Source organism: Nocardioides sp. CPCC 206347 (genome assembly GCF_048654605.1).
Lineage (GTDB): Bacteria > Actinomycetota > Actinomycetes > Propionibacteriales > Nocardioidaceae > Nocardioides.
Map to the genome: position 1 here is coordinate 809,356 of NZ_JBMCYZ010000001.1, position 20,336 is coordinate 829,691.

Here is a 20,336-nt window from a genome sequence, read left to right on the forward strand (position 1 = left end):
ACAGGGTCGACGGCGACCGGTTCCTGGGAGGTGAGTGCGGTGCTCCAGTTCCGCTTCGCAGCGCACAGCGACGTCGGGCTCGTCCGCGACAACAACGAGGACGCCGGGTTCGCCGGGCCCTACCTGCTGTGCGTCGCCGACGGTGTCGGTGGCGCGGCCGCCGGCGAGATCGCCTCCGCCACGACGTCGTACGTCGTCAGCGCGCGAGCGCTCGCCCACCCGGGCGTCGACCCGGTCCGGCTGCTGACCGCCGCCACCCATGAAGCGCACGACCAGCTCGTCGCCGGCGTCGCCGCCGACCCACGCCGGGTCGGCATGGCCACCACGCTGACCGCCATCCTGACCAACGGTGTCGAGACGGCACTGGCCCAGGTCGGCGACTCCCGGGCCTACCTGGTGCGCGACGGGGCCCTGACCCAGCTGAGCCACGACCAGACCATGGTGCAGGCGATGGTCGACGCCGGGCGGATCACCCTCGAGCAGGCCGCGGCGTCGCCGTACAAGCACGTCGTGCTGCAGGCCGTCGACGGCGAGCACACACCCGAGCCCGACGTGCGGCTGATCGAGCTGCTGCCCGGGGACCGGTTGCTGTTGTGCAGCGACGGCCTGAGCGACGTCCTGTCCCCCGCCGCGATCCAGATGCTCCTGGGCATGGAGTCGCGCAGCATGGCGGTCGAACGCCTGGTCCGCGCGGCTCTCGACAGCGGCAGCCGCGACAACGTCACGGTCGTCGTGGCCGACGTGGTCGACGCCCCTGCCGTGACCGGCAGCGGCCTGGTGTTCGGTGCCACCCTCGACCTCGCGAACGTGGTCGACCCGGCCGCCGTACGTCCGCTGCGTTCTGCCTGACCGGGCAGCCCGTCGAAAGATTCCGGCGCACCTCGTCCCACGAGTCCTACACTGGCTGGGTGAGTGGATCGCGGAGCTACGAGTACGCGCGCCTGTGGGTGCCGCTGTACGACGCCGCCACGCTCGCGGTGACCCGCCCGGTCTACCTGATCGAGGCCGCGGACGGCTTCGAAGGCATCGCCGCGGAGAAGAACACCACGCTGATGGGCCTGTTCAACGACCTGGGCCGCCACGGCTGGCGGATCGAGCCCACGGCCCTGCGCGTGGACCACCCGACGTCCGAGATCCAGCTGCTCATCGACGCCACCCTCGACGAGGCCGACCACGCCACCTCGCCCCACGACCTGGCCAGCGCCGTCGGGTCGAGCGGCGACCCGGCGGGTGTGGTCACCGAGTTCGACGTCTACGCCATGCGGCGACGCAACGACCCGTGAGGCTCACGGCGCGAAGAGGTCGCCGTACTCGTCGACGCGCTCCAGCACCTGGGCGGGCGTGAACTGCTCGAGGCCCAACGGGTCCTCGGCTCCCTCGTCGACCTCGTCCCAGGTGATCGGCGTCGCGACCTGGGGCCGCGGCGTACCGCGCAGCGAGTACGGCGCCACGGTCGTCTTGGAGCCGGCGTTCTGCGACCAGTCGAGGAAGACCTTGTCGCGACGGCGGGCCTTGGTCATGGTGGCGGTGACCTGCTGCGGATGCGCGGCCTGGAGCTCCTCGGCGATCTCCTTCGCCAGCTCGCTCGTCTCGTCGGACGGCCGGCGCTCGGGCAGCCGCGCATAGAGGTGCAGGCCCTTGCTGCCGCTCGTCACCGGCAGTGCTTCGAGGCCGCGCTCGGCGAGGGCGTCCCGGGCCAGCAGGGCCACCTGGCAGCACTCGTGCAGACCGGCACCCTCCCCCGGGTCCAGGTCGATCACGACCCGGTCCGCGCCGAGCGGCTCGTCCTTGTCATCGACCGTCCACTGGTGAACGTGCAGCTCGAGGGCGGCGAGCTGGACCGCCCAGATCAGGGTCGGGAGATCCTCGATGATCGGGAACCGCAAGGTGTCCCCGTTCCGGCTCGGCCCGCGGCTGCCGGTCGTCGGCACCTCGGCGGTCCGCACCCAGCTCGGTGTCCCGGCCGGCGCGTTCTTCTCGAAGAAGCTCATGTCACCGACGCCGTGCGGCCAGCGGATCCGGGTCACCGGCCGTCCGGCCAGGTGCGGCAGCAGCACCGGCGCGATCCGTGCGTAGTAGTCGAGCACCTCGCCCTTCGTGGTGCCCGTGGCGGGATACAGCACCTTCTCGAGGTTCGTCAGCCGTAGCGTGCGGCCCTCGACGTCCACGTGCACCTCGGTCTGCTGGTGATCGGCCTTCTTCGGCATCAGTGCCCTCCCGCGTCAGGTCGGGCCAGGTCGTCCACCGTGACGTCGGAACGGATCCCCTGGTACGACGGCTGGCGCAGCCGTTCGTAGCCGAGCCCGTGCGTGTCCACGTCGACCACCACGACAGGGTCGACCCAGGACGTGCCCTCGGCGTCGGCCCGCGGCACCTCGTCGGCGAACGGACTCTCGGCCCGGCCCAGTAACGCGAGGGCATCGGTCAGCGACCGGGACTGCTTCGGACCGATCCCACTGCCGACCCGGCCGCGGTAGAGCAGTCCGTCCGGCGTGACCTCGCCGACCAGGACGGCCGCGAGCCGGTCGCTCGAACCGGTCTGGGGACGCCATCCCCCGACCACGAAGGTGCCACGGTGCCGGTGCGCGAACTTCAGCCAGTGGTGGCTGCGCTCACCGGGCCGGTAGGTGGAGTCGATCCGTTTGCTGACGATCCCCTCGAGCCCCTGGGCGCGGGTGGCTTCGAACAGCATCGCGCCATCGTCGTACTCCTGCGGGACCTGCCAGCCGGAGGCACTGAGGTCGAGGTCGCCGAGCAGGCGACGGCGCTCCTCGAGCGGGAGCCCGGTGAGGTCCTTCCCCCGCAGGCGCAGCACGTCGAAGACCATGTAGGTCGCCGGGATCCGTTGCGCCAGGCGGGCCACGGTGGCGGTGTTGCGGACGTGCATCCGCTCCGCGAGCACCCGGAAGTCAGGGATGCCGCGGTCGTTGAGCGCGATGATCTCGCCGTCGACGACCGTGTCGGCCAGCCCGGTCGGAGCGGTGACGAGCTCGGGCCATGCGGTCGTGATCCGGTTCCCGTTGCGGCTGACCAGCGTCACGTCACCGTCGATCGTGGCCAGCGCCCGCACCCCGTCCCACTTCACCTCGTGGCGCCAGTCCTCCCCCGGGGGCACGTGGGTGCCCGGCGTGGCGAGCATGGGAAGCAGCACATCGGTCATTGTGCCGTGGTGGGGATCCGGTCGACGACGTACTCGGCAATGGCCAGGCTCGACGTCGCGGCGGGCGACGGCGCGTTGCGCACGCTGGTGACACCGTCGCGGTGCGTGATCCGGAAGTCGTCGACCAGGGTGCCGTCGCGATCGACGGCCTGGGCGCGGATCCCGAAGCCGGCACGCACCACGTCGTCCGGCCCGATGGCGGGGACGTAGCGCTCAGCGGCGCGCAGGTAGGCACGCACGGACAGGGAGCCACGCACCTCCTTCGCGCCGGTCCGCCAGTGCGTGGCCGCCATCCGCCAGAAGCCCGGCCACGTGGCGACGCTGGCCACGTCGGCGAGCCGCACCGACGAACGACGATAGGCGTCGCGATGCGGGGCCATCACCGCATTCGGGCCCACCTCGAGCACCCCGGTCACCCGGCGGGTGAAGTGCACGCCGAGGAACGGGTAGCGCGGGTCGGGGACCGGGTAGACCATGCCCCGCACGAGATCCTGCTTGGCTGCCGACACGGCGAGGTACTCCCCGCGGAACGGAATGATCCGGGGCTCCGCCTTCTGCCCGGCCAGCCGGCCCAGCCGGTCGGACTGGAGTCCGCCACAGAGCACCACCTGGTCGACGTCGTACGACGTCCGGCCGGTGGTGAGCGTGACCCGGCCGCCGCGCTGGCTGATCCCGGTGACCTCGCTCGCGACCAGCACCCGGCCACCCGCCCCCTCGACGTCGCGGGCGAGCTGTTCGGCGACGGCGACGTAGTCGGTGATCGCGGTGCGGGGCGAGTGCAGGGCCGCGAGACCGGCGGCGTGCGGCTCGATCCCGGCGAGACCGGCAGCGTCGAGCCGACGGAGGCCGGGCACGCCGTTTTCCCGGGCGGTGCGCTCGAGCGCGTCCAACCTGCCCAGTTCAGCGGCGTCGACGGCGACCACGACCTTGCCGCACTCGACGTACGGCAGCCGGTGCTCGGCGCAGTACTCCCGCAGGAGGTCCCGCCCCCGCGTGCACAGGTCGGCCTTGAGGCTGCCCGGACGGTAGTAGATGCCGGCATGCACGACCCCGGAGTTGTGGCCGGTCTGGTGGGCGCCGACGCGGTCCTCCTTCTCGAGGACCAGGACCTGGAGACCCGGGCGGCGGCGGGTCAGTTCGCGGGCGACCGCGAGACCGACGATCCCCCCGCCGACGACACCGATGGACTGCTGCACGGCTCCATCGTTGCAGTCGAACGGGTCGGTGCTTCGGCGTAGGCTCTGCCCATGCGTGCGATCTGGAAGGGTGCGGTCTCCTTCGGCCTCGTCAGTGTGCCGGTCAAGCTGTACAGCGCGACCGAGAGCCATGACGTGTCGTTCCGTCAGGTCCACGCCAAGGACGGCGGCCGGATCAAGTACCAGCGGGTCTGCGCCATCGACGGCGAGGAGGTGCCCTACTCCGACATCGCGAAGGGGTACGAGACCGAGGACGGGGAGATGGTCATCCTCACCGAGGACGACCTGGCCAACCTGCCGACGACCTCCTCCCGGGAGATCGCGGTCGAGAAGTTCGTGCCCGTCGACCAGATCGACCCGATGCTCTTCGAGAAGTCGTACTACCTCGAGCCTGAGGGCACCGGCGCCAAGCCGTACGCCCTGCTCCGCCAGGCCCTGCTCGACTCCAACCGGATGGCCGTCGTCACCGTTGCCCTGCGCCAGCGCACGTCGACCGCAGTGCTGCGCGTGCGCTCGACGCCGAACGGCGACGTGATCGTGCTGCAGACCATGATGTGGCCCGACGAGGTCCGCGTGCCCGACTTCTCCGTCGAGGTGGGCGAGGTCAAGGACGCCGAGGTCAAGATGGCTCAGATGCTGATCGAGACCCTCTCCGGTGACTTCGACTCGGCCGACTTCGAGGACGACTACGCCGAAGCCGTCGAGTCCGTGGTGAAGGCAAAGATCGAGGGCGGCGAGGTCAAGCGCACCGAGACGTCCGCCAAGACCGGCGGCGAGGTGGTCGACCTGCTGGCCGCCCTGCAGCGCTCGGTCGAAGCGGCCAAGAGCTCCCGCGGCGAGGACACGACACCGGCGAAGGAGCCCGCGAAGACCACCGCGAAGAAGGCTGCTCCGGCAAGGAAGACATCCGCGAAGAAGGCTGCTGCCAAGAAGACGACCGCCAAGAAGTCCCCCGCGAAGAAGGCTGCTGCGAAGAAGGCCAGCTGACCGTCAGTCGACCTCGTCCTCGGCCCGGTCGATCAGTTCCTTCACGACGTCGATCGACCGGATCCGGCCGCTGGTGACGGTCGTGTCGCGGTCCGAGAAGAGTGCTGTCGGGATACCGATCAGCTCGCCGTCGTTGTTGATCGCCATGCCACCGGAGTTGCCCGGGGCGATGCGCGCGTCGGTGTCGAGCTCCGAGCGCGGCCCGAGGTCCGGGTCGTTGAGCACGGTGGAGATGACGCCGGTGGTCACCGTGATCGACTCGCCGGCACCGGCGACGGCCGGGAAGCCCAGGACGGTCACGTCGTCGCCCGCCCGCAGCTCGCCGGAGCTGCCGATCGGCACGGCGGGCAGCTCGAGCTTGCCGTCGAGGTCGCTGCCGTCGGCGTTCGCGTAGATCTGGATCACCGCGACGTCGAGGTGGCCGTCGGCCTCCACCACGCGGGCGCGGTAGGCGGCCGGGGCGTTGGTGTCCGTCATGCCGTCGGTCAGGGAGACCAGCAGGAACTCGGGGTTCGCGATCTCCTCACCGGAGTACTGGTCGTTGAGGCCCTCGGCCTCGGGCTCGGCGACGTGGGCGTTGGTGAGGATCAGTCCGTCCTCGCGGATGATCGAGCCGGACCCGTGGTAGTCGCCCATGCTGCTCGGATCGGACAGCAGATGGGTCTGCGCCGAGATCTTCACCGTGGCTGCCTTGGCCGCGTCGAGTTCCTCCCCGGTCAACGCCCCCATCGAGCTGGAGCCGCTCGGCGGCCCTCCGTCAGCGGTCTTGTCACCGTCGTCGTCGCGCCCGACCAGCAGGGCGATCCCGAGGACGCCCGCGATCAGGAGCAGGACGGCGGCCGCCGCACCACCGATCACCAGGCGCTTGCCCCACCGCCGGCGGGCGATCCGCTTCTCCTCCTCGGCGGCGGACAGGATCGGGACGAGGGTGAGCTCGGGGCCGGCCACCGGGTGCCCGAGCCGCATGCTGATCCGCTCGTCGAACCTCCGGGTCGTGACCCGGCGGCCCTCGGCGAAGGTGCCCTCGTTGGACAGGTTGGTGTAGGCCCAGCCGCCCGGGAAGGGGTCGATCCGGCCGTGCACACGGGAGCAGGCGGGGTCACTGATCACGACGGTCGAGTCGCCGCGGCGACCGACGGTGATCTGGGCGGGGTGGCGGAAGCGGTGCTCGCGGCCCTCGGCCACCAGCAGCAGGTCCGGGCCGGTGCGCTGGACGGGCGGTCCTGCGTAACCCTGCGGTCCGGCCTGCGGGCGCGGCGCAGCCGCCAGGACCTGGGTGGCGTCGTTGCCCGGGATCGCCGGCGGCAGGCCGGGGGCTCCCGCAGGACGAGCGCCCGGCGGTGCGAATCGCGCCGAAGGGTCGGGCGGTGGCGCCGAGGACATCGGCGGCATGGTGAGCTCGTCGGGCAGGCTCGGCATCGGCGGGATGCGCGACGGCGGTCCGGGCGCGGGCATCGGCGGGGGCGGTGGTGCGGCCAGCGGCGGAGCCGTCGGCGGCACAGAGGCGGGTACCGCCGGGGTGGCCGCGGCGTCGTACTGTGCGGCCGGGATGATCCTCAGGCTCGCGCCCTCCGCCGGAGGACCGCAACGCACCGAGATCGCGCGTTCGACGGGGTACTCGGTGACTCGCTCGTCGTCGACGTAGGTGCCGAACTGGCTGTCGTTGTCGACCAGGACCCAGCCGAACTCCGAGGCCTGGAGCTCGGCGTGCTGGCGCGACACCGATCCGGCGGTCAGGACGACGTCAGCCTCGATGGCCCGACCGATGCGGTAGACGGGCTTGCCTTCGAGACGAAGGACTCGTCCGTCGACCTCGACCACGAGAGCAGACATGGCCGTCACCCTATGCGGTCGCCCCGGGCGTCGAACCGCTCGGTCGACGCACCTGAACGGTGGAGTTGCGGATCTGGATCCGGGCGCCGTTGACCAGCTCGATCGTCCGGTCCGGCTCGAGCAGGAAGTTCTGGCCACCCGGGTAGGACACGGGCCACGAGAAGTCGGACGCGTTGTGCAGGCCCCAGCGATCGCGGGCCTCCGGGTGCTGGCGCACCTGGGCGAGCACCGTCGGGTGGTCGATCCCCGAGGTGAGGTGGTCGGACCGGATGGTGGTCTGCGGTCCGACCGCGACCGTGCGGCGCCCGATCTGCAGGATGTACGGCGGCCGTACCTCGGTCTGGTCCTGCCAGCAGGTGACGCTGTCGTCCTCCGGGCTCCAGAAGTTCGTCGTTCCGCAGGTCGGGCAGGCCAGCAGGCCGTCACGCAGCCGGTCCATCGCCTTGATCCACTGGCCCTCGGTGACCCGGGCACCCGGGTTGTCCAGGCCCTCCGCGAACGCCTGGATGAACAGGTCGCGGAGGAACTGCGGATAGATGTTCCAGTACTGCTGGACGATCTGCGCCGGCCGGTTCTCGGTCCGGTCCGGATGCATGCAGAACAGCGGCTCGGTCCCGAAGTGGGTCATCAGCCAGTGGGCGTCGCGCATGCCGGCGTCGGTGCGCGCGCCTTCGAGCGGGTGACCGAGGAAGAGCGAGTAGAACAGCAGCACGGCCAGCGAGTGCCGGTCGGTGTCGGTGTTCGGGAGGGTGCGGTACGTCGTGTCGCGCACGACCTCCGGTGCCATGAAGTACGGCGTCCCGAGGACCCGCCCCGTTCCGTTGTCGATGCCGACGTTGTCGTTGTCGCAGATCAGGACGTCACCGTTGGACGGGTCGAAGAAGACATTGCCGAAGGAGATGTCGCGATAGCAGAGGCCGCGGGCGTGCAGGCGCAGGAAGCTGTAGCTCAGCTGGCGGCACAGCTCGATGATCGAGGAGAAGGAGACGTCGAGCGGCTGTCCGTCGCGGTCCGCGTTGAGCAGCAGGAAGCTCAGCTCGAGGAAGCGCTGGTGCCGCAGGTGCATGACGTAGCCGAAGCTCGGCTCCGTGCCGACGCGAGCCATGCTGAGCGGCCAGAGGAATCGCTGGTGCGGCGAGCCGATCTCGACGAGCTGCTGCATCTCGTCGTACTGCTGCGAGGTCGCGCTCTCGGGCTTGTACCACTTGAGGGCGAGCGGCTCGCCGGTCTCGCGGCGTACCTCGAAGACGTAGCCCTGTCCCCCCTGGCCCAGCAACGAGGTCACCCGGGCGCGTCCCAACGGACCGAGATCGACCTCCACGCCCTCTGCCAGCACCATGGGTGTGCCCGACCTCCGTAATAGCTCCGCTCGACCTGCGTGACAATGTATAGCCTCAACAGATTCGGGGACGTTGAAACACAGTCCGGCCGACCGGTTCAGCGTTAGCGTTGGTCGAGACGCCCCGACAGCGCGGATCCGACCCACCCCGACACCCCGACCCATCGGAAGGAGGGCCCCGATGAGCGACAGACTCGGCGGTGCACTCGCGCGCAAGCCGTTGCACTTCATCTTCGTTCTCGACGTCTCGGGCTCCATGATGCGGGGCGGCCGTATCCAGGCGCTCAACAACGCGATCACCGAGGTCCTCCCCCACCTGAAGGACGAGGCGCGCGCCAACCCGCACGCCGAGCTGCTGATCCGGGTCCTCGCGTTCGCCAACGAACCGCACTGGATCATCGAGGAGCCGACGCAGGTCGACCAGATCCACTGGAAGCGCCTCGAGGCCGTGCCGCGTGGGTTCACCGAGCTGGGCAGTGCCCTGCAGACCCTCGCGGGCGCGCTCGACCACCTCGACGAGAGCAACAGCGCCTTCCCGCCGGCGATCATCCTCGTTTCCGACGGACGCCCCACGCAGAGCAGCGGCGTGACGTTCGCCGAGGGCCTGCAGGCCCTGCTGAACAACCGATGGGGCGCCACCGCCGTGCGGCTCGCGCTCGGGGTCGGCCGCGACGCCGACATGCACTCGCTGCGCCGGTTCATCGGGGACGAGGACGTCCCGTTGCTGCGTGCCGACAACCCCGAGCAACTGGTCGAGTACATCGTCTGGGCCTCGAAGGCCGCCAGCAAGGTCGCCTCCCGTCCGGTCGTCGGGCCGGGCACCGGTGTGACCGCCGCGCCTCCGAGCCCGATCGGTGACCCGATCTGGAGCACCCTCGGATGACGCACGGCTGGACGACGCTGTCCGGCACCACGATCGGTTCGGTCCACGTCCGCGATCAGCTGCCGCTCCAGGACTCCGTCCTGACGTGGAGTGACTACGAGAACGGCCGCGCCGTGATCGCCGTCGCCGACGGGCACGGCCACAAGCTGCACTTCCGCAGCGACATCGGCTCCGCCCTCGCAGTCCTCTGCGCGGTCGAGGAGCTGCGGCGCACGCTGGACGCCCTCGACGAGCTCGGCGACGGTGCGGACCACACCGCCGCCGAGGCCCTGCTCAGCGCCGCCGGGGCCGCCCTCGTGGACAGCTGGGTGACCAAGGTCGAGCACCACCTCGCGGCCCACCCGTACTCCGCGGCCGAGGACGCGCTTGGCGCGAGCGCCGACCCGCTGCGGGCCTACGGGTCCACCGTGCTGGCCACGGCCGCCGTGGGTGACCTGGTCGTCTTCCTCCAGATCGGGGACGGCGACTCCGTCCTCGTCTCGGCTGCCGGGGAGGCGTCGCGGCCGTTGCCGGAGGACCCCGACCTCGACGGGCTGCACACCAGTTCGCTGTGCCAGCCGCGGCCGGTCGACGCGCTCCGCGTCGCGGTCGTGGACGTGCGGGTCGACGACGTCGCCCTGATCTTCCTGTGCACCGACGGGTTCGGGCGCTCGCGCGTCGACGCCGACGGTTGGTGGCGCCAGACCGGCGAGCAGCTCCTCGACTTCAGCCGCAACCGCGGCCTGGTCTGGGTCCGCGAACAGCTCCCCGAATGGCTTGCCGAGCCCGCCCTCATCGGCGGTGACGACACCACGATGGCCCTGATGGTGCGCACCGACGTCGCCGGGATCAGCCGGCCGGACCTGGCCGACACGGTCCCGGTGCCCGACTGACGACCCGACTCACGATCAGTCGCTCGGCCACCAGTCCTCGAGCTTCTTCAGGTTGCCGTCGAAGCTCCAAGCCACGCCGTAGCAGAAGCAGTCGGACAGGTTGTAGTCCCAGTAGAGCGTGGCCGTGTCGCCCTCGCTGTTGCGATAGGCGTAGTAGGCGCCCTCGGCCTTGCCTTCGCCGAACTTCCAGGTGCCGCCGCCACCCTGCTTGCCGCCGCCGGTGCCGGCTTCCTCGTACTTCCCCTTGTAGTACTTGCGGTCCTCGCTCAGCAGCTTGCGGGTGGTGTAGCGCCCGACCGTGACGACGATCCCCTCGACCGCCGTGCACGAGCTCTCCTCCGTCTCTCCGACGAAGAAGGTGCGCTGGCGCGTGCACTTCGAGACATCCATGTTGATGTTGATGAAGTCCCGCAGCACCGGGTGCTGGGGGTTCGTCGGCTCGGGGACGCGCGGCGACGTCGCCTTGTAGTTCGTCGTCACGGTGTCGATCTTGACGCTGCCCTCGCCCGTGATCGTCGCCGACTGCAGCGCGGAAGTGGTGTCCCAGTACACGAGTGCCGGGGCAGAGCTCCCGCCGCGCTCCGGATCGAACTCGTAGAGCGCCGTCGTGCCGTTGTCAGCCGTCAGCGTGCCGGCGCGGTAGTCCAGCCGAGCCTTGCGTGCGGCGGTCAGGGAGGCCTCGTCGAGGTAGGTGATCAGCTTCAGCTTGCCGGCGCTGACGACGCAGTCGATGACCTCGGCCTGGCCGGTCGTCGGCGTGCCTGCGGCGCAGTCACTCGTCCCGGCACTGATGGTGGAGGCCAGTGCGTTGTATCGCTCGTCGAGCGCGTCGGCGTCGACGTCCACGGTCGGGGTGTCGGAGGTCTCCGGCGACTGGCCGCCGTTGCCCTTGCTGGACTTGTCGTCGCCGCTGGCGAGGACGAGGCCCGTGATCCCGCCACCCACCACCACGACACCCGCGACGGCGGCAGCGATCCAAACGACGTGGCTCTTCTTCTTCCGGGGCGGCTGGCCGAAGCCGGGGGCAGGCGGGTAGCCGCCCGCGACGCCGTACGCCGGGGTGCCGTACGGCGTTCCCTGTGGCGCGGACTGGTACCCCGGCAGCACGGTCGGCGGGCCGGCCTGCTGGCCCGCCTGGCCCGGCTGGGGCGGCCAGGCGGTGGCCGGCGACTGGCCCGGTGGCGACTGAAAAGGCTGGGCGGGCGGGGATTGCAGCGGCGGACCCGCGGGCGGCGGAGCCTGTTGGAGATGCGAGGACGGCGGGCGCTGCGAGCGATAGCGCAGGATCACGTCGCCGGGCACCTTGCCAACGGCGTACCCGAGGACGGCCGCGGCCCAGCTGGACGCGGCCTGGTCATCGCCGCCGCGATCGCGGGCCAACCGCTGACCGGCCGCCTCGACCGCGCGGACCGGGTCGGCGCCGCCGTCGATCATGGCCGTGAGCGGGGTCAGGACATCGAAGCGAACCGCGTCGACGAGCAGGTTGATGTCACCGGTGCTGGCCTGCTCCTCCTCGAGGACGTCGTCCAGAACACCCCGGAACCCGTTCGCGTCCGCGAAGATCGAGGTGCCGTGGGCGGTGACGAGTTCCCGGATCGCCTCGTGGAGTTCCATGCCGTTGACTCAGACCGTGGAGCCGAGCTCGCTGGCGAGGCCCGAGGCGCGCTCGGCGACCTCGGCAGCCGTACGCGGGCGCGCCGCGACGTCGGCGCTGAGGCACGACTCGATCAGGGTCCGGGCAGCAGGCGGGAGCGAGTCGGAGAGCGTCGGCTGCGAGGCCAGGATCGAACGCACGAGCAGCAGCGGCTCGGTGCCCTTGAGGTCGCCGTAGACGCCCTTGCCGGTGATCGCGAAGTGCAGCGACGCGCCCAGCGACCAGATGTCGCTGGCCCGGGAGGCCTGCGCCCCGAGCATGATGGCGGGGTCGGTGAACTCCAGGCCGATCTGGCCCAGGCCGGTGGTGACCATGCCCGGGGAGAGCAACTGGGAGAGGCCGAGGTCCGCCAGTCGACCACCGTCGTCGGCGAGCAGGATGTTCGCGGGCTTGATGTCGCGGTGGGCGATGCCGCGCTCGTGCAGGGCGTGCGCAGCCAGCGCCGCGTCGCGGACGGCCGCCACCCGACGGTCCGTCCCGATCTCGACGTGCGGGTTCTCCAGCGAGCCGTGCGGGAGGTACTCCATCGCGTAGTAGAACGCTCCGCCGTGGCGGCCTGCGTCGTACACGGCGACCAGACGGTCGGAATCGGCGACGCTGAAGTGCTTGAGCTCGCGGGTCGCGCGCCGGAAGGCATCGTCCGAGGTCGGGCCGGCGATCACCTTGACCACGACCTCCTCGGCACCGATGCCCAGGCGGGCCGGAGCCTTCGAGAGGTAGTTCGTGCCGTAGTTCGACTCGCCCAAGGGGCGCACGAACTCGTAATCAGCGATTCCCTGCACTCGATCCTCCATGACTGTCGGGCAGCCGCGACGCGACCGGACTCCAGCATGGCACGATGCCACGGGTCCTTCACCCCGAAACCCCTACGTCGCGCCCCGGAAGTGCAAGGATTCAGCAAGCGCCGCATCGGGTAGCGGGTGTAGCGTTCCGCACGCATTCAGCGATCTAGGAGGCACGTTGATCGAGCCCTCTGCAGCATCCGTGGTCCCCACGACTGACCCCTCGACGTATTTGCCCGCCCAGGCCATCACCGGTGACCTGACGGACCAGATGCTCGAGACGGACTTCTGGACCGACGACCTGGTGGCGGCGGCAGGCATCCCGATCGTGGACGTCCCCTTCGTGACCGTCGGGTCGGGCATCGGCAGCTTCGTCACCGTCGACTACCTGCGCATCGCCGGCGTCCCGACGTCGCAGATCCGGGTCCTGGGCACGCTCGACAAGCCGTGGCAGACCTACGAGTACCTCACCCGGGTCTCGCAGGTGCCGCGGCCGGAGCGGCTGCGCTCGGACTCGGCATCGCGCCCCGACAACATCTGGGGCTTCCCGTCGTACGGCTTTGCCGAAGGCGTGCGCAAGTTCAACATCAAGGTCCTGTGGCAGCTCTTCAGCGAGCCGATCTTCGCCGACTACTACACGCCCAAGGCCGGCAACGTCTTCGAACAGCTCGAGCGCGAGGCGAACCGCATCGGGTACGACGAGATGCTGGTCAAGGGCCTGGTCCGCATCGTGCGCCGGCGGTACGGCGGCGGGTACTTCACGATCCTGACGCCCCCCGAGGGCGCGTCGGCCACCAAGCGGGTGGCCTTCCGGTCACAGTACGTCCACGTCGCCGTGGGCTACCCCGGGCTGAAGTTCCTGCCCGAGCTCCAGCGCTACCGCACCGAGCACAACGACTACCGGCACATCGTCAATGCCTACGAGGCACACGAGCACGTCTACGAGCGACTCATGCAGGTCCCGAGCACCGTCGTGGTGCGCGGTGGCGGCATCGTGGCCTCGCGGGTGCTCCAGCGCCTGATGGACGACCGGCTGCTGCACGGTGCGCAGACCAACATCGTCCACCTGTTCCGGACCTACATCAACGGGCCCAACGACGGCTACGGCAACGAGGGCGACGCACGCCCCGGCGGCGGCAAGCCGCGGATGTTCATGCGTCGCCGTGGCGGCGACGGGTGGGCCTACCAGGGCTTCAACTACCCGAAGTCGGTGTGGGGCGGGCAGCTCAAGGCCCAGGTCCGCAAGCTCGAGGGCGAGGAGCGCGCCGAGCTCTACAAGCGGATGGGTGGCACCAACACCCCGTGGCGCAAGCTGTGGCAGAAGCAGATGAACCAGGGCCGCCGCGAGGGCTGGTACACGCCGGTCGTCGGCGCGGTCGAGGACATGCAGCCGAGCGGTGAGCGGATCGTGAACCACGTCCGCACCGCGCAGGGCACCATCCCGATCGAGGCGGACTTCGTCATCGACTGCACCGGGCTGGAAGCCGACATCGCCGAGCACCGTCTGCTCAAGGACCTGCTCGAGCACGGTGGCGTGACCCGCAACCCGGTCGGGCGGCTCAACGTCGACCGCTCGTTCGAGCTGATCGGCACGGCCTCCGGTGCCGGCGCGATGTACGCGTCCGGGTCCTCGACCCTGGGGGGCTACTTCCCCGGCGTCGACACGTTCCTGGGACTGCAGGTCGCTGCGCAGGAGATCCAGGCCGACCTGCGCAAGCGCGGCTTCGGCAAGCGGATCGGGCCGGTGCGCTCGACGCTGCAGTGGTGGAAGTGGCTGGCAGGGAGCGCCCCGTGAGCGACGCTGCCCACCCGACCCTCCAATTCAGCAAGGGAGTGCGCTGATGTTGCCCACCCTGAACGGCCGGTTGCAGACCCGCATCTTCATGCTCGTCGTCTTCGGCGGTCTGATCACCCTGGCGCTCACGCCGATCCTGCCCGGCGACCCCGACTACAAGACCACGTACATCATCCTGGCGACCGTGCTGGTGCTCGGGATCGTGTGGGAGCTGATCTACCACGGGATCCAGCAGTTCCGGTGGGAGAAGGACTGGCCGACGATGTTCGGCCTCATCACCGCGCTCAACGAAGGGGCGCTGGTCTGGCTGCTGCTCGACCTCGAGCTGGTCCCCGGCATCGACGGCATCCCCGACTTCTGGGCGTTCCTCATCGACTTCTCGGTCATCTGGTTCGTGGTCTGGATCTGGACCAACGGGCCCATGCGCGTTCCGTTCATCCGGTGGCGCTTCTTCGGTGGAAGGATCATCTGATGCCCATTCCCGCCACATCCGCAGAGGACTGGTCGAGCGCGACCGTCGTACCCGGTCCCGGCGAGGGCACCCTCGCCCGGATCGGGCCGGTCGTCCTCCTCGTCGGCTCCGACCAGCCCACGGTGGTCAAGCCCTACCTCGAGCACGCCCAGATCGTCGCGGCCAACGGCGGCCAGGGTCGCCAGCTGGTGCGGGGCTATGCCCTGATGCTGTCGACCGCGGTCGAGCAGTCCCCCGGCTTCGCCGCGCTGGCTCCGCACTCCACCGGCCTGGCCGTGTTCGTCGACGGTGACGTCACGGTCACCATCAACGACCAGACGATCTCCGGCGCCGACTCGCTCGCGTGGGTCGAGCGGCTGATCCCGTGGCCGGTCGAGTCGGTGACGGTCACACTGCCCGGCGCTGCCGCGCCGGCCGACGGGTCGACGTACCGCCTCGACGGCGGCGTGATCCCGGCCGGTTCCTTCACCCTGCCCTCGGGTGCCGGCGACGCCATGATGGTCGTCGAACCCGTCGCGATGACCGACGAGCCGATGATGGCGGCGGATGCGCCCGCCATGACCGACGACCACGGACACGACCACGGACACGGGCACGACCACCCGGAGACCCCCGTCTCCGACGCCGCCGCCGCGATGGTGGTCCCGGTCGCCGCTCCCCCGGCTCCTCCCGCTCCGCCCGCGCCCCCTGCACCTCCGGCTCCGGCTGCGCCCGTCGCACCACCGGCCGGTCGCCCGCTGCCACCGGTTCCGGCCGACGAGCACGTCAACTTCCAGTCGGTGCTGATCAGCGACGTCGACGACGACATGGACGACTTCGAGCCACTGCCGATCGTCGAGAGCGCTGCCCAGGTCATGGAGGACAGCCCCGGCGAGCAGGTCCGGGGCGTCTACTGCAAGAACCGCCACTTCAACGACCCGCGCGTGCTCTTCTGCGCCGTGTGCGGCATCAACATGGTGCAGCAGACCCCGGTCCTGGTGAACGGCTCACGGCCGCCGCTGGGCGTGATCGTGCTCGACGACGGCTCCGTCTTCCAGCTCGACACCCCCTACCTCCTCGGTCGGGACCCGAGCGGCGACGAGCGCATCCACGGCGGCGAGTTCCGCCCGCTGCCCATCATCGACCAGTCCAACCAGGTCTCGCGGGTCCACGCCCGCCTGGAGATGCGCGGCTGGGACGTCGTCCTGATCGACAACAACTCGACCAACGGCACGTTCGTGCACGTCCCGAAGACCCCGGACTGGGTGCGGATGCAGCCCGGCGCCGAGCAGGTCCTGGTCCAGGGAACGCGCGTGCGCATCGGTCACCGGACGCTGGCGTTCAACACCCACGCCGGCGCCTCACACTAGATTCACACTGACGCTGTCGTCCCCAGCGGTACGACGGCGAAGTCCACCGGAGCAGCGTCGAGCTCGGCGCGCACCCGGATCCCGGGCGTGCCCGACGCCGTGAACGACCCCAGCTCCGTGGGGACGGCGGCCAGCGGGCCCGCTTCGACGTCCGCCTCGGCCAGCCGGACTCCGCGCTCGGCGAGGGCGTTGCGGGCCGCCGCCTGACGGCGACCACCGTCGCCACGGACGTCGAGCGTGGTGCCGCGGGAGACCGCGATCCGTGCGCCGAGGACGATCGCTGCCTCGCCGCTGACGTCGCCGGACCAGTGCACGATGACCGGAGCGTCGGCGTCCTGGGTCGGGGTGCCCGCGGGCACCACCGCGACGGGCGACTCGTTGGCGGCGACGACACCGTCGAGCGACGGGTCGTCGGACCACGCGACGAGGCCCTGTGGCTTGAGCACGGCGACGAGTTCGACGAGGTCCTGCTCGACGTCAGCGCTGGCGTGGGCGATCACCCGGACCGGGATGCCGATCTCCTCGCCACGACGCACCAGCACCTGCTGGCGCTCCATCGCGGAGGCCATCTCCGCCAGCTCCAGGGACAGTCCGCTGCCCACTTCGAGTGCCCGGCCCTGCGGCTGCAGGTCCGCGACCACGATCTCGGCGGGCTGGGCGCCGGCGAGCTGGGCGGCGGCGATCTCGACCAGGACCGAGTCGTCCTGGTCGGTGCGGGACAGCACGAGGATCCGATCGACGGCTTCGGCGCCCAGGGCAGCGCGCTCCGCCTCGGCGATGTCGCGGGCCACCCGGCGTTGGGGATAGGTGAAGCCCAGCAGCGGTCCGGTCATCACCGTGGTCACCAGCGCCATGATCACCATGAGGGTGAACAGCTCGGGGCTGAGCAGGCCCTTCTCGAGGCCGACGTTGAGGATGATGAGCTCGGTCAGGCCGCGGGTGTTCATCAGCAGGCCGAGCGAACTGGCCTGCCAGTGCGGCACCTTCTGGATCCGCGCACCGACGTACGCACCGACGTACTTGCCGACGATGGCGACGGTGAGGATCGCGAGCAGCGGGATGAGGTGCTTCACGCCGAGGCCCTGGATGTTGACCTTGAGGCCGGAGATCAGGAAGAACACCGGCAGCAGGAGCAGGACCGAGATCTGCTCGAGGCGGACCAGGATCTCGTGGCGCATGGCGGCGGCCTGCTCGTGCGGGATGATCGCGCCGAACAGGAACGCCCCGAAGATGTAGTGGATGCCGAGCACCTCGGTGGTGGCCGCGAAGAGCAGCAGGCCGACGAGCACCACCGACATGATGGTCGGGGTCAGTTCCCCCGCCTTGTGGTACGCCTTGGTGAGGGTGCCGAGCGCGGGACGGACCACGAAGATCGCGACCAGCACGAACGGGATCGCGAGGTAGATCGCCCAGCTCGGGAGGTGGCCGTGGCCGCCGTCGACACCAGCGATCGCCAGCACCACCGCGAGGAGGGTCCACGCGATGATGTCGTCGGTCGCCGCACAGGCCAGCGCGAGGCCGCCGGTCTCGGTCCGGTGCATGCGACGGTCGGTGAGGATGCGGGCGAGCACCGGGAAAGCGGTGATCGACATCGCCGCACCCATGAACAGTGCGAACGGCCAGAAGTCGGCGTCGGCCGGCTTGAGCGCCTCGGTCGCGTTGCTGTTGACGAAGATGTGGGCGAGTCCGATGCCCAGCGTGAAGGGCAGCAGGATCGAACAGATCGACACCGAGCCGGCGACCTTCTCGCGCCCCTTGATCAGCTTGATGTCGAGCTCGAGGCCGACGACGAACATGAACAGCACCAGCCCGACCCGCGCCAGCACGTCCAGGTAGCCGCGCTGGTCCAGCGGGAACAGCTCCTGGCTCAGCTCCATCCCGAGCAGGCTCGGACCGAGGAGCACGCCGGCGCCGATCTCGCCGACGACCGGCGGGATGCCGATCTTGGAGACGGCCTTGCCGGCCAGTCGGGCCACCACGATGATCAACGCCAGCTGCGCGAGGATGACCGAGATGTCGAGCACGGGCCCCTTCGCAGGGGCCGCCAGCAGCGCGTTGAAGTCGAACAAGGTGAGCCTCCTGGGACGGGGGGTGCGCAGGTCAGACTAGGGGCTTGTCCCCCGAAAATGCAGGGTTCCACCTCCTGCACGGCAGGAATCTCAGGTGGTGTCCCACCGGAACAGTCGCGCTGCCAGCCCCGTGACCACGATCGCGAACGTCGCGAGGATCGCCAGCGGCACCAACGTGGCCGACGGTCCCTCACCACGGACCATGACGTCGAGCATCCCGGTGTTCAGGTGCTTGAGCGGCAGCAGCTCCGAGAAACGCTGCAACCATTTCGGCGCCGCGTCGAGCGGGAAGAACGAACCACTCAGGAACGCCATGGGGAGCACGAGGAAGTTCGCCAGGTTGATCGCACCCTCCGTGGTCTTGGCCACCGCGCCCGCGAGCAGGCCCAGTGCCATGAAGCACAACGTGCCGACCACCACCAACGGGATCGCCATCCACCACGAGCCGGTCAGGGTGAGCCCGAACGCCGCGGCACCGAGACCCAGGAAGATCGCGAGCTGGCCGAGTGCGATCAACAGCGTGACCGTCACCCGCGCCCCCACGATGGTCCCCGTCGTGACCGGGGCGAGCTGGAGGCGGCGCAGCAACTTGGACTGGCGCCAGCCCTGCAGGGTGGCCGCCGCGCCGATCGCGGCGCTCATCGCAACCGCCCAGCCCAGGAGTCCGGGTGTGACGTACTGGATGGTGCTCAGGGAGTCGTCCTCGACCTGCTCCGCTTCGAAGCCGAACTTCGGCGGCTGGCCCGTCGCTGCGACGTTGGCGCCGTCGACGAACGCCCGCAACGTGCCCTGCGTGATGGCCGCCTTGACCTGGTCGGTCTGCGTGTAGTGCGCGATCACCTTGTCGCCGCGCTGTTCGAGCGCAACATCCGCGTCGCCCTTGCGGACCTCCTCGAGCGCGGCAGCCAGGTCGTCGTCCTTCGTGACCTCGAAGGTCTCGTCGAACGCGCCCCGGGCGCTGTCGGACAGGCCGTCGATCAATGCCACGTGGCCGACCTGGATCAGGTCGACCTTCGACTGGTCCTGGTTGGCGAAGAGCCCGCCGAAGAGGACCAGGAACATCAACGGGAAGAGGACCGTGTAGAACACCGAGGCACGGTCACGCAGGAACCCGCGCAGGATCGCCAGGGAGAGTGCCCAGAACGGTCCCCACGTCCGAGCCGTCATGCGCGGTACTCCCGGCCGGTGAGTGACAGGAAGACGTCTTCGAGGGTGCCCGGGGTGTCCAGCTCGCTGATCAGCACGGCAGGTGTCTCGAACCGGAGAATCCGGCCGCGGTCCATCACCGCGACCCGGTCACAGAGCGCCTGGGCCTCGTCCATGTAGTGCGTCGTGAGGACGACGGTCCGGCCACTGTCGTTGATCGACGCGAGCAGGTCCCACAGGTTGCGCCGCGCCTGCGGATCCAGCGCCGCGGTCGGCTCGTCGAGGAACACCACTTCCGGGTCGTGCACCAGCGCGCACGCGATCGACAGGCGCTGTGCCTGGCCGCCCGAGAGGTCCTCCACCCGCGTGTCGACCTTCTCGGCGAGCCCCACGCGCTCGAGCCACTCGTCAGCGGGGCCGGCGCCGACGCCGTACAGACTGGCGAAGGTGCGGATCTGTTCGCGCGTCGTCAACCGTTCGAAGAACGACGACGCCTGCAACTGGACGCCGATCCGGGGCCGGAGCCCCGCATTGCGCGGCCAGACCGGCTCGTCGAGGACGTGGACCTCCCCACCGTCGGGACGCCGCAGCCCCTCGATCATCTCGAGCAACGTCGTCTTGCCTGCGCCGTTCGGACCGAGGACACCGACGAACTCGCCGTCGTGGACCTCGAGGGAGACACCGTCGACGGCGATCAGGTCGCCGTAGGTCTTGGTCAGGTTCCGAGCACTGATCGCTGCCATCGCGCACGACTCTAGAACGATCCACCAACAGCGACGCCAACCGATACGGTCACGAC

18 protein-coding genes are annotated in these 20,336 nt (G+C 70.1%); 8 read left to right on the forward strand and 10 right to left on the reverse strand.

Annotation, left to right across the window (positions count from 1 at the left end):
• Window positions 1-39: 39 nt before the first annotated feature.
• Both ACOACQ_RS03880 and ACOACQ_RS03885 read left to right on the forward strand, forming a co-directional pair.
• Window positions 40-849, forward strand: coding sequence for a PP2C family protein-serine/threonine phosphatase (locus ACOACQ_RS03880; protein WP_378602435.1), 810 nt, complete (start codon window positions 40-42; stop codon window positions 847-849).
• 59 nt (window positions 850-908) lie between these two features.
• Window positions 909-1,283, forward strand: a complete 375-nt coding sequence (locus ACOACQ_RS03885) for a hypothetical protein (protein ID WP_378602432.1) — start codon at window positions 909-911, stop codon at window positions 1,281-1,283.
• A 3-nt stretch (window positions 1,284-1,286) separates the two neighbouring features.
• Here ACOACQ_RS03885 and ligD (ACOACQ_RS03890) read toward each other — a convergent pair whose 3' ends face one another.
• Genes ligD (ACOACQ_RS03890) through lhgO form a run of 3 tightly spaced genes read right to left on the reverse strand, consistent with a single transcriptional unit; the run spans window position 1,287 to window position 4,356 of the window.
• A complete protein-coding gene (ligD, locus tag ACOACQ_RS03890) occupies window positions 1,287-2,207 on the reverse strand; it encodes a non-homologous end-joining DNA ligase (RefSeq protein ID WP_420287637.1) in 921 nt (306 codons plus the stop codon).
• Window positions 2,207-3,160, reverse strand: coding sequence for a non-homologous end-joining DNA ligase (gene ligD / locus ACOACQ_RS03895; protein ID WP_420287638.1), 954 nt, complete (start codon window positions 3,158-3,160; stop codon window positions 2,207-2,209). The genes ligD (ACOACQ_RS03890) and ligD (ACOACQ_RS03895) overlap by 1 nt, the downstream gene beginning before the upstream one ends.
• Entirely contained in the window at window positions 3,157-4,356 is a 1,200-nt protein-coding gene (gene lhgO / locus ACOACQ_RS03900; protein WP_420287639.1) for an L-2-hydroxyglutarate oxidase, read from the reverse strand. Before lhgO ends, ligD (ACOACQ_RS03895) begins: the two co-directional genes overlap by 4 nt.
• 51 nt (window positions 4,357-4,407) lie before the next feature.
• Here lhgO and ACOACQ_RS03905 point away from each other — a divergent pair, with 51 nt between their 5' ends.
• Entirely contained in the window at window positions 4,408-5,343 is a 936-nt protein-coding gene (locus ACOACQ_RS03905) for a Ku protein (protein ID WP_420287640.1), read from the forward strand.
• Between the two features lie 3 nt (window positions 5,344-5,346).
• Here the strand turns inward: ACOACQ_RS03905 and ACOACQ_RS03910 are convergent, their stop codons facing one another.
• Window positions 5,347-7,176, reverse strand: coding sequence for a trypsin-like peptidase domain-containing protein (locus tag ACOACQ_RS03910; protein WP_420287641.1), 1,830 nt, complete (start codon window positions 7,174-7,176; stop codon window positions 5,347-5,349).
• A gap of 10 nt (window positions 7,177-7,186) precedes the next feature.
• The gene (locus tag ACOACQ_RS03915) at window positions 7,187-8,515 is read right to left on the reverse strand and encodes a protein kinase domain-containing protein (RefSeq protein ID WP_378602410.1); all 1,329 of its coding nucleotides are present in this window, start codon (window positions 8,513-8,515) and stop codon (window positions 7,187-7,189) included.
• Window positions 8,516-8,696: 181 nt separating this feature from the next.
• On the opposite strand from ACOACQ_RS03915, the gene ACOACQ_RS03920 reads away from it, so the two are divergent.
• On the forward strand, window positions 8,697-9,398 hold the full coding sequence (locus ACOACQ_RS03920) for a vWA domain-containing protein (protein WP_378602407.1): 702 nt from the start codon (window positions 8,697-8,699) through the stop codon (window positions 9,396-9,398).
• A complete protein-coding gene (locus ACOACQ_RS03925; RefSeq protein WP_378602404.1) occupies window positions 9,395-10,270 on the forward strand; it encodes a protein phosphatase 2C domain-containing protein in 876 nt (291 codons plus the stop codon). The genes ACOACQ_RS03920 and ACOACQ_RS03925 overlap by 4 nt, the downstream gene beginning before the upstream one ends.
• Before the next feature lie 15 nt (window positions 10,271-10,285).
• On the opposite strand, the gene ACOACQ_RS03930 is transcribed toward ACOACQ_RS03925, so the two are convergent.
• Together ACOACQ_RS03930 and ACOACQ_RS03935 are read right to left on the reverse strand one after the other, a co-directional pair.
• On the reverse strand, window positions 10,286-11,884 hold the full coding sequence (locus ACOACQ_RS03930) for a proline-rich domain-containing protein (RefSeq protein WP_420287642.1): 1,599 nt from the start codon (window positions 11,882-11,884) through the stop codon (window positions 10,286-10,288).
• Window positions 11,885-11,893: 9 nt separating this feature from the next.
• Window positions 11,894-12,706: a protein kinase domain-containing protein gene (locus tag ACOACQ_RS03935; RefSeq protein ID WP_378602396.1), complete on the reverse strand. Its 813-nt coding sequence runs from the start codon at window positions 12,704-12,706 to the stop codon at window positions 11,894-11,896.
• Between the two features lie 178 nt (window positions 12,707-12,884).
• Here ACOACQ_RS03935 and ACOACQ_RS03940 point away from each other — a divergent pair, with 178 nt between their 5' ends.
• Genes ACOACQ_RS03940 through ACOACQ_RS03950 form a run of 3 tightly spaced genes read left to right on the forward strand, consistent with a single transcriptional unit; the run spans window position 12,885 to window position 16,322 of the window.
• The gene (locus tag ACOACQ_RS03940; RefSeq protein ID WP_378602394.1) at window positions 12,885-14,501 is read left to right on the forward strand and encodes a hypothetical protein; all 1,617 of its coding nucleotides are present in this window, start codon (window positions 12,885-12,887) and stop codon (window positions 14,499-14,501) included.
• A 46-nt stretch (window positions 14,502-14,547) separates the two neighbouring features.
• On the forward strand, window positions 14,548-14,973 hold the full coding sequence (locus ACOACQ_RS03945; protein ID WP_378602392.1) for a hypothetical protein: 426 nt from the start codon (window positions 14,548-14,550) through the stop codon (window positions 14,971-14,973).
• Entirely contained in the window at window positions 14,973-16,322 is a 1,350-nt protein-coding gene (locus ACOACQ_RS03950) for an FHA domain-containing protein (protein ID WP_420287643.1), read from the forward strand. The genes ACOACQ_RS03945 and ACOACQ_RS03950 overlap by 1 nt, the downstream gene beginning before the upstream one ends.
• Before the next feature lie 2 nt (window positions 16,323-16,324).
• Here the strand turns inward: ACOACQ_RS03950 and ACOACQ_RS03955 are convergent, their stop codons facing one another.
• From ACOACQ_RS03955 to ACOACQ_RS03965, 3 genes are all read right to left on the reverse strand, one after another.
• Window positions 16,325-18,391: a cation:proton antiporter gene (locus ACOACQ_RS03955; protein WP_420287644.1), complete on the reverse strand. Its 2,067-nt coding sequence runs from the start codon at window positions 18,389-18,391 to the stop codon at window positions 16,325-16,327.
• 90 nt (window positions 18,392-18,481) lie between these two features.
• Entirely contained in the window at window positions 18,482-19,558 is a 1,077-nt protein-coding gene (locus ACOACQ_RS03960) for an ABC transporter permease (RefSeq protein ID WP_420287645.1), read from the reverse strand.
• A complete protein-coding gene (locus ACOACQ_RS03965; protein WP_420287646.1) occupies window positions 19,555-20,280 on the reverse strand; it encodes an ABC transporter ATP-binding protein in 726 nt (241 codons plus the stop codon). Before ACOACQ_RS03965 ends, ACOACQ_RS03960 begins: the two co-directional genes overlap by 4 nt.
• Window positions 20,281-20,336: the final 56 nt, after the last annotated feature.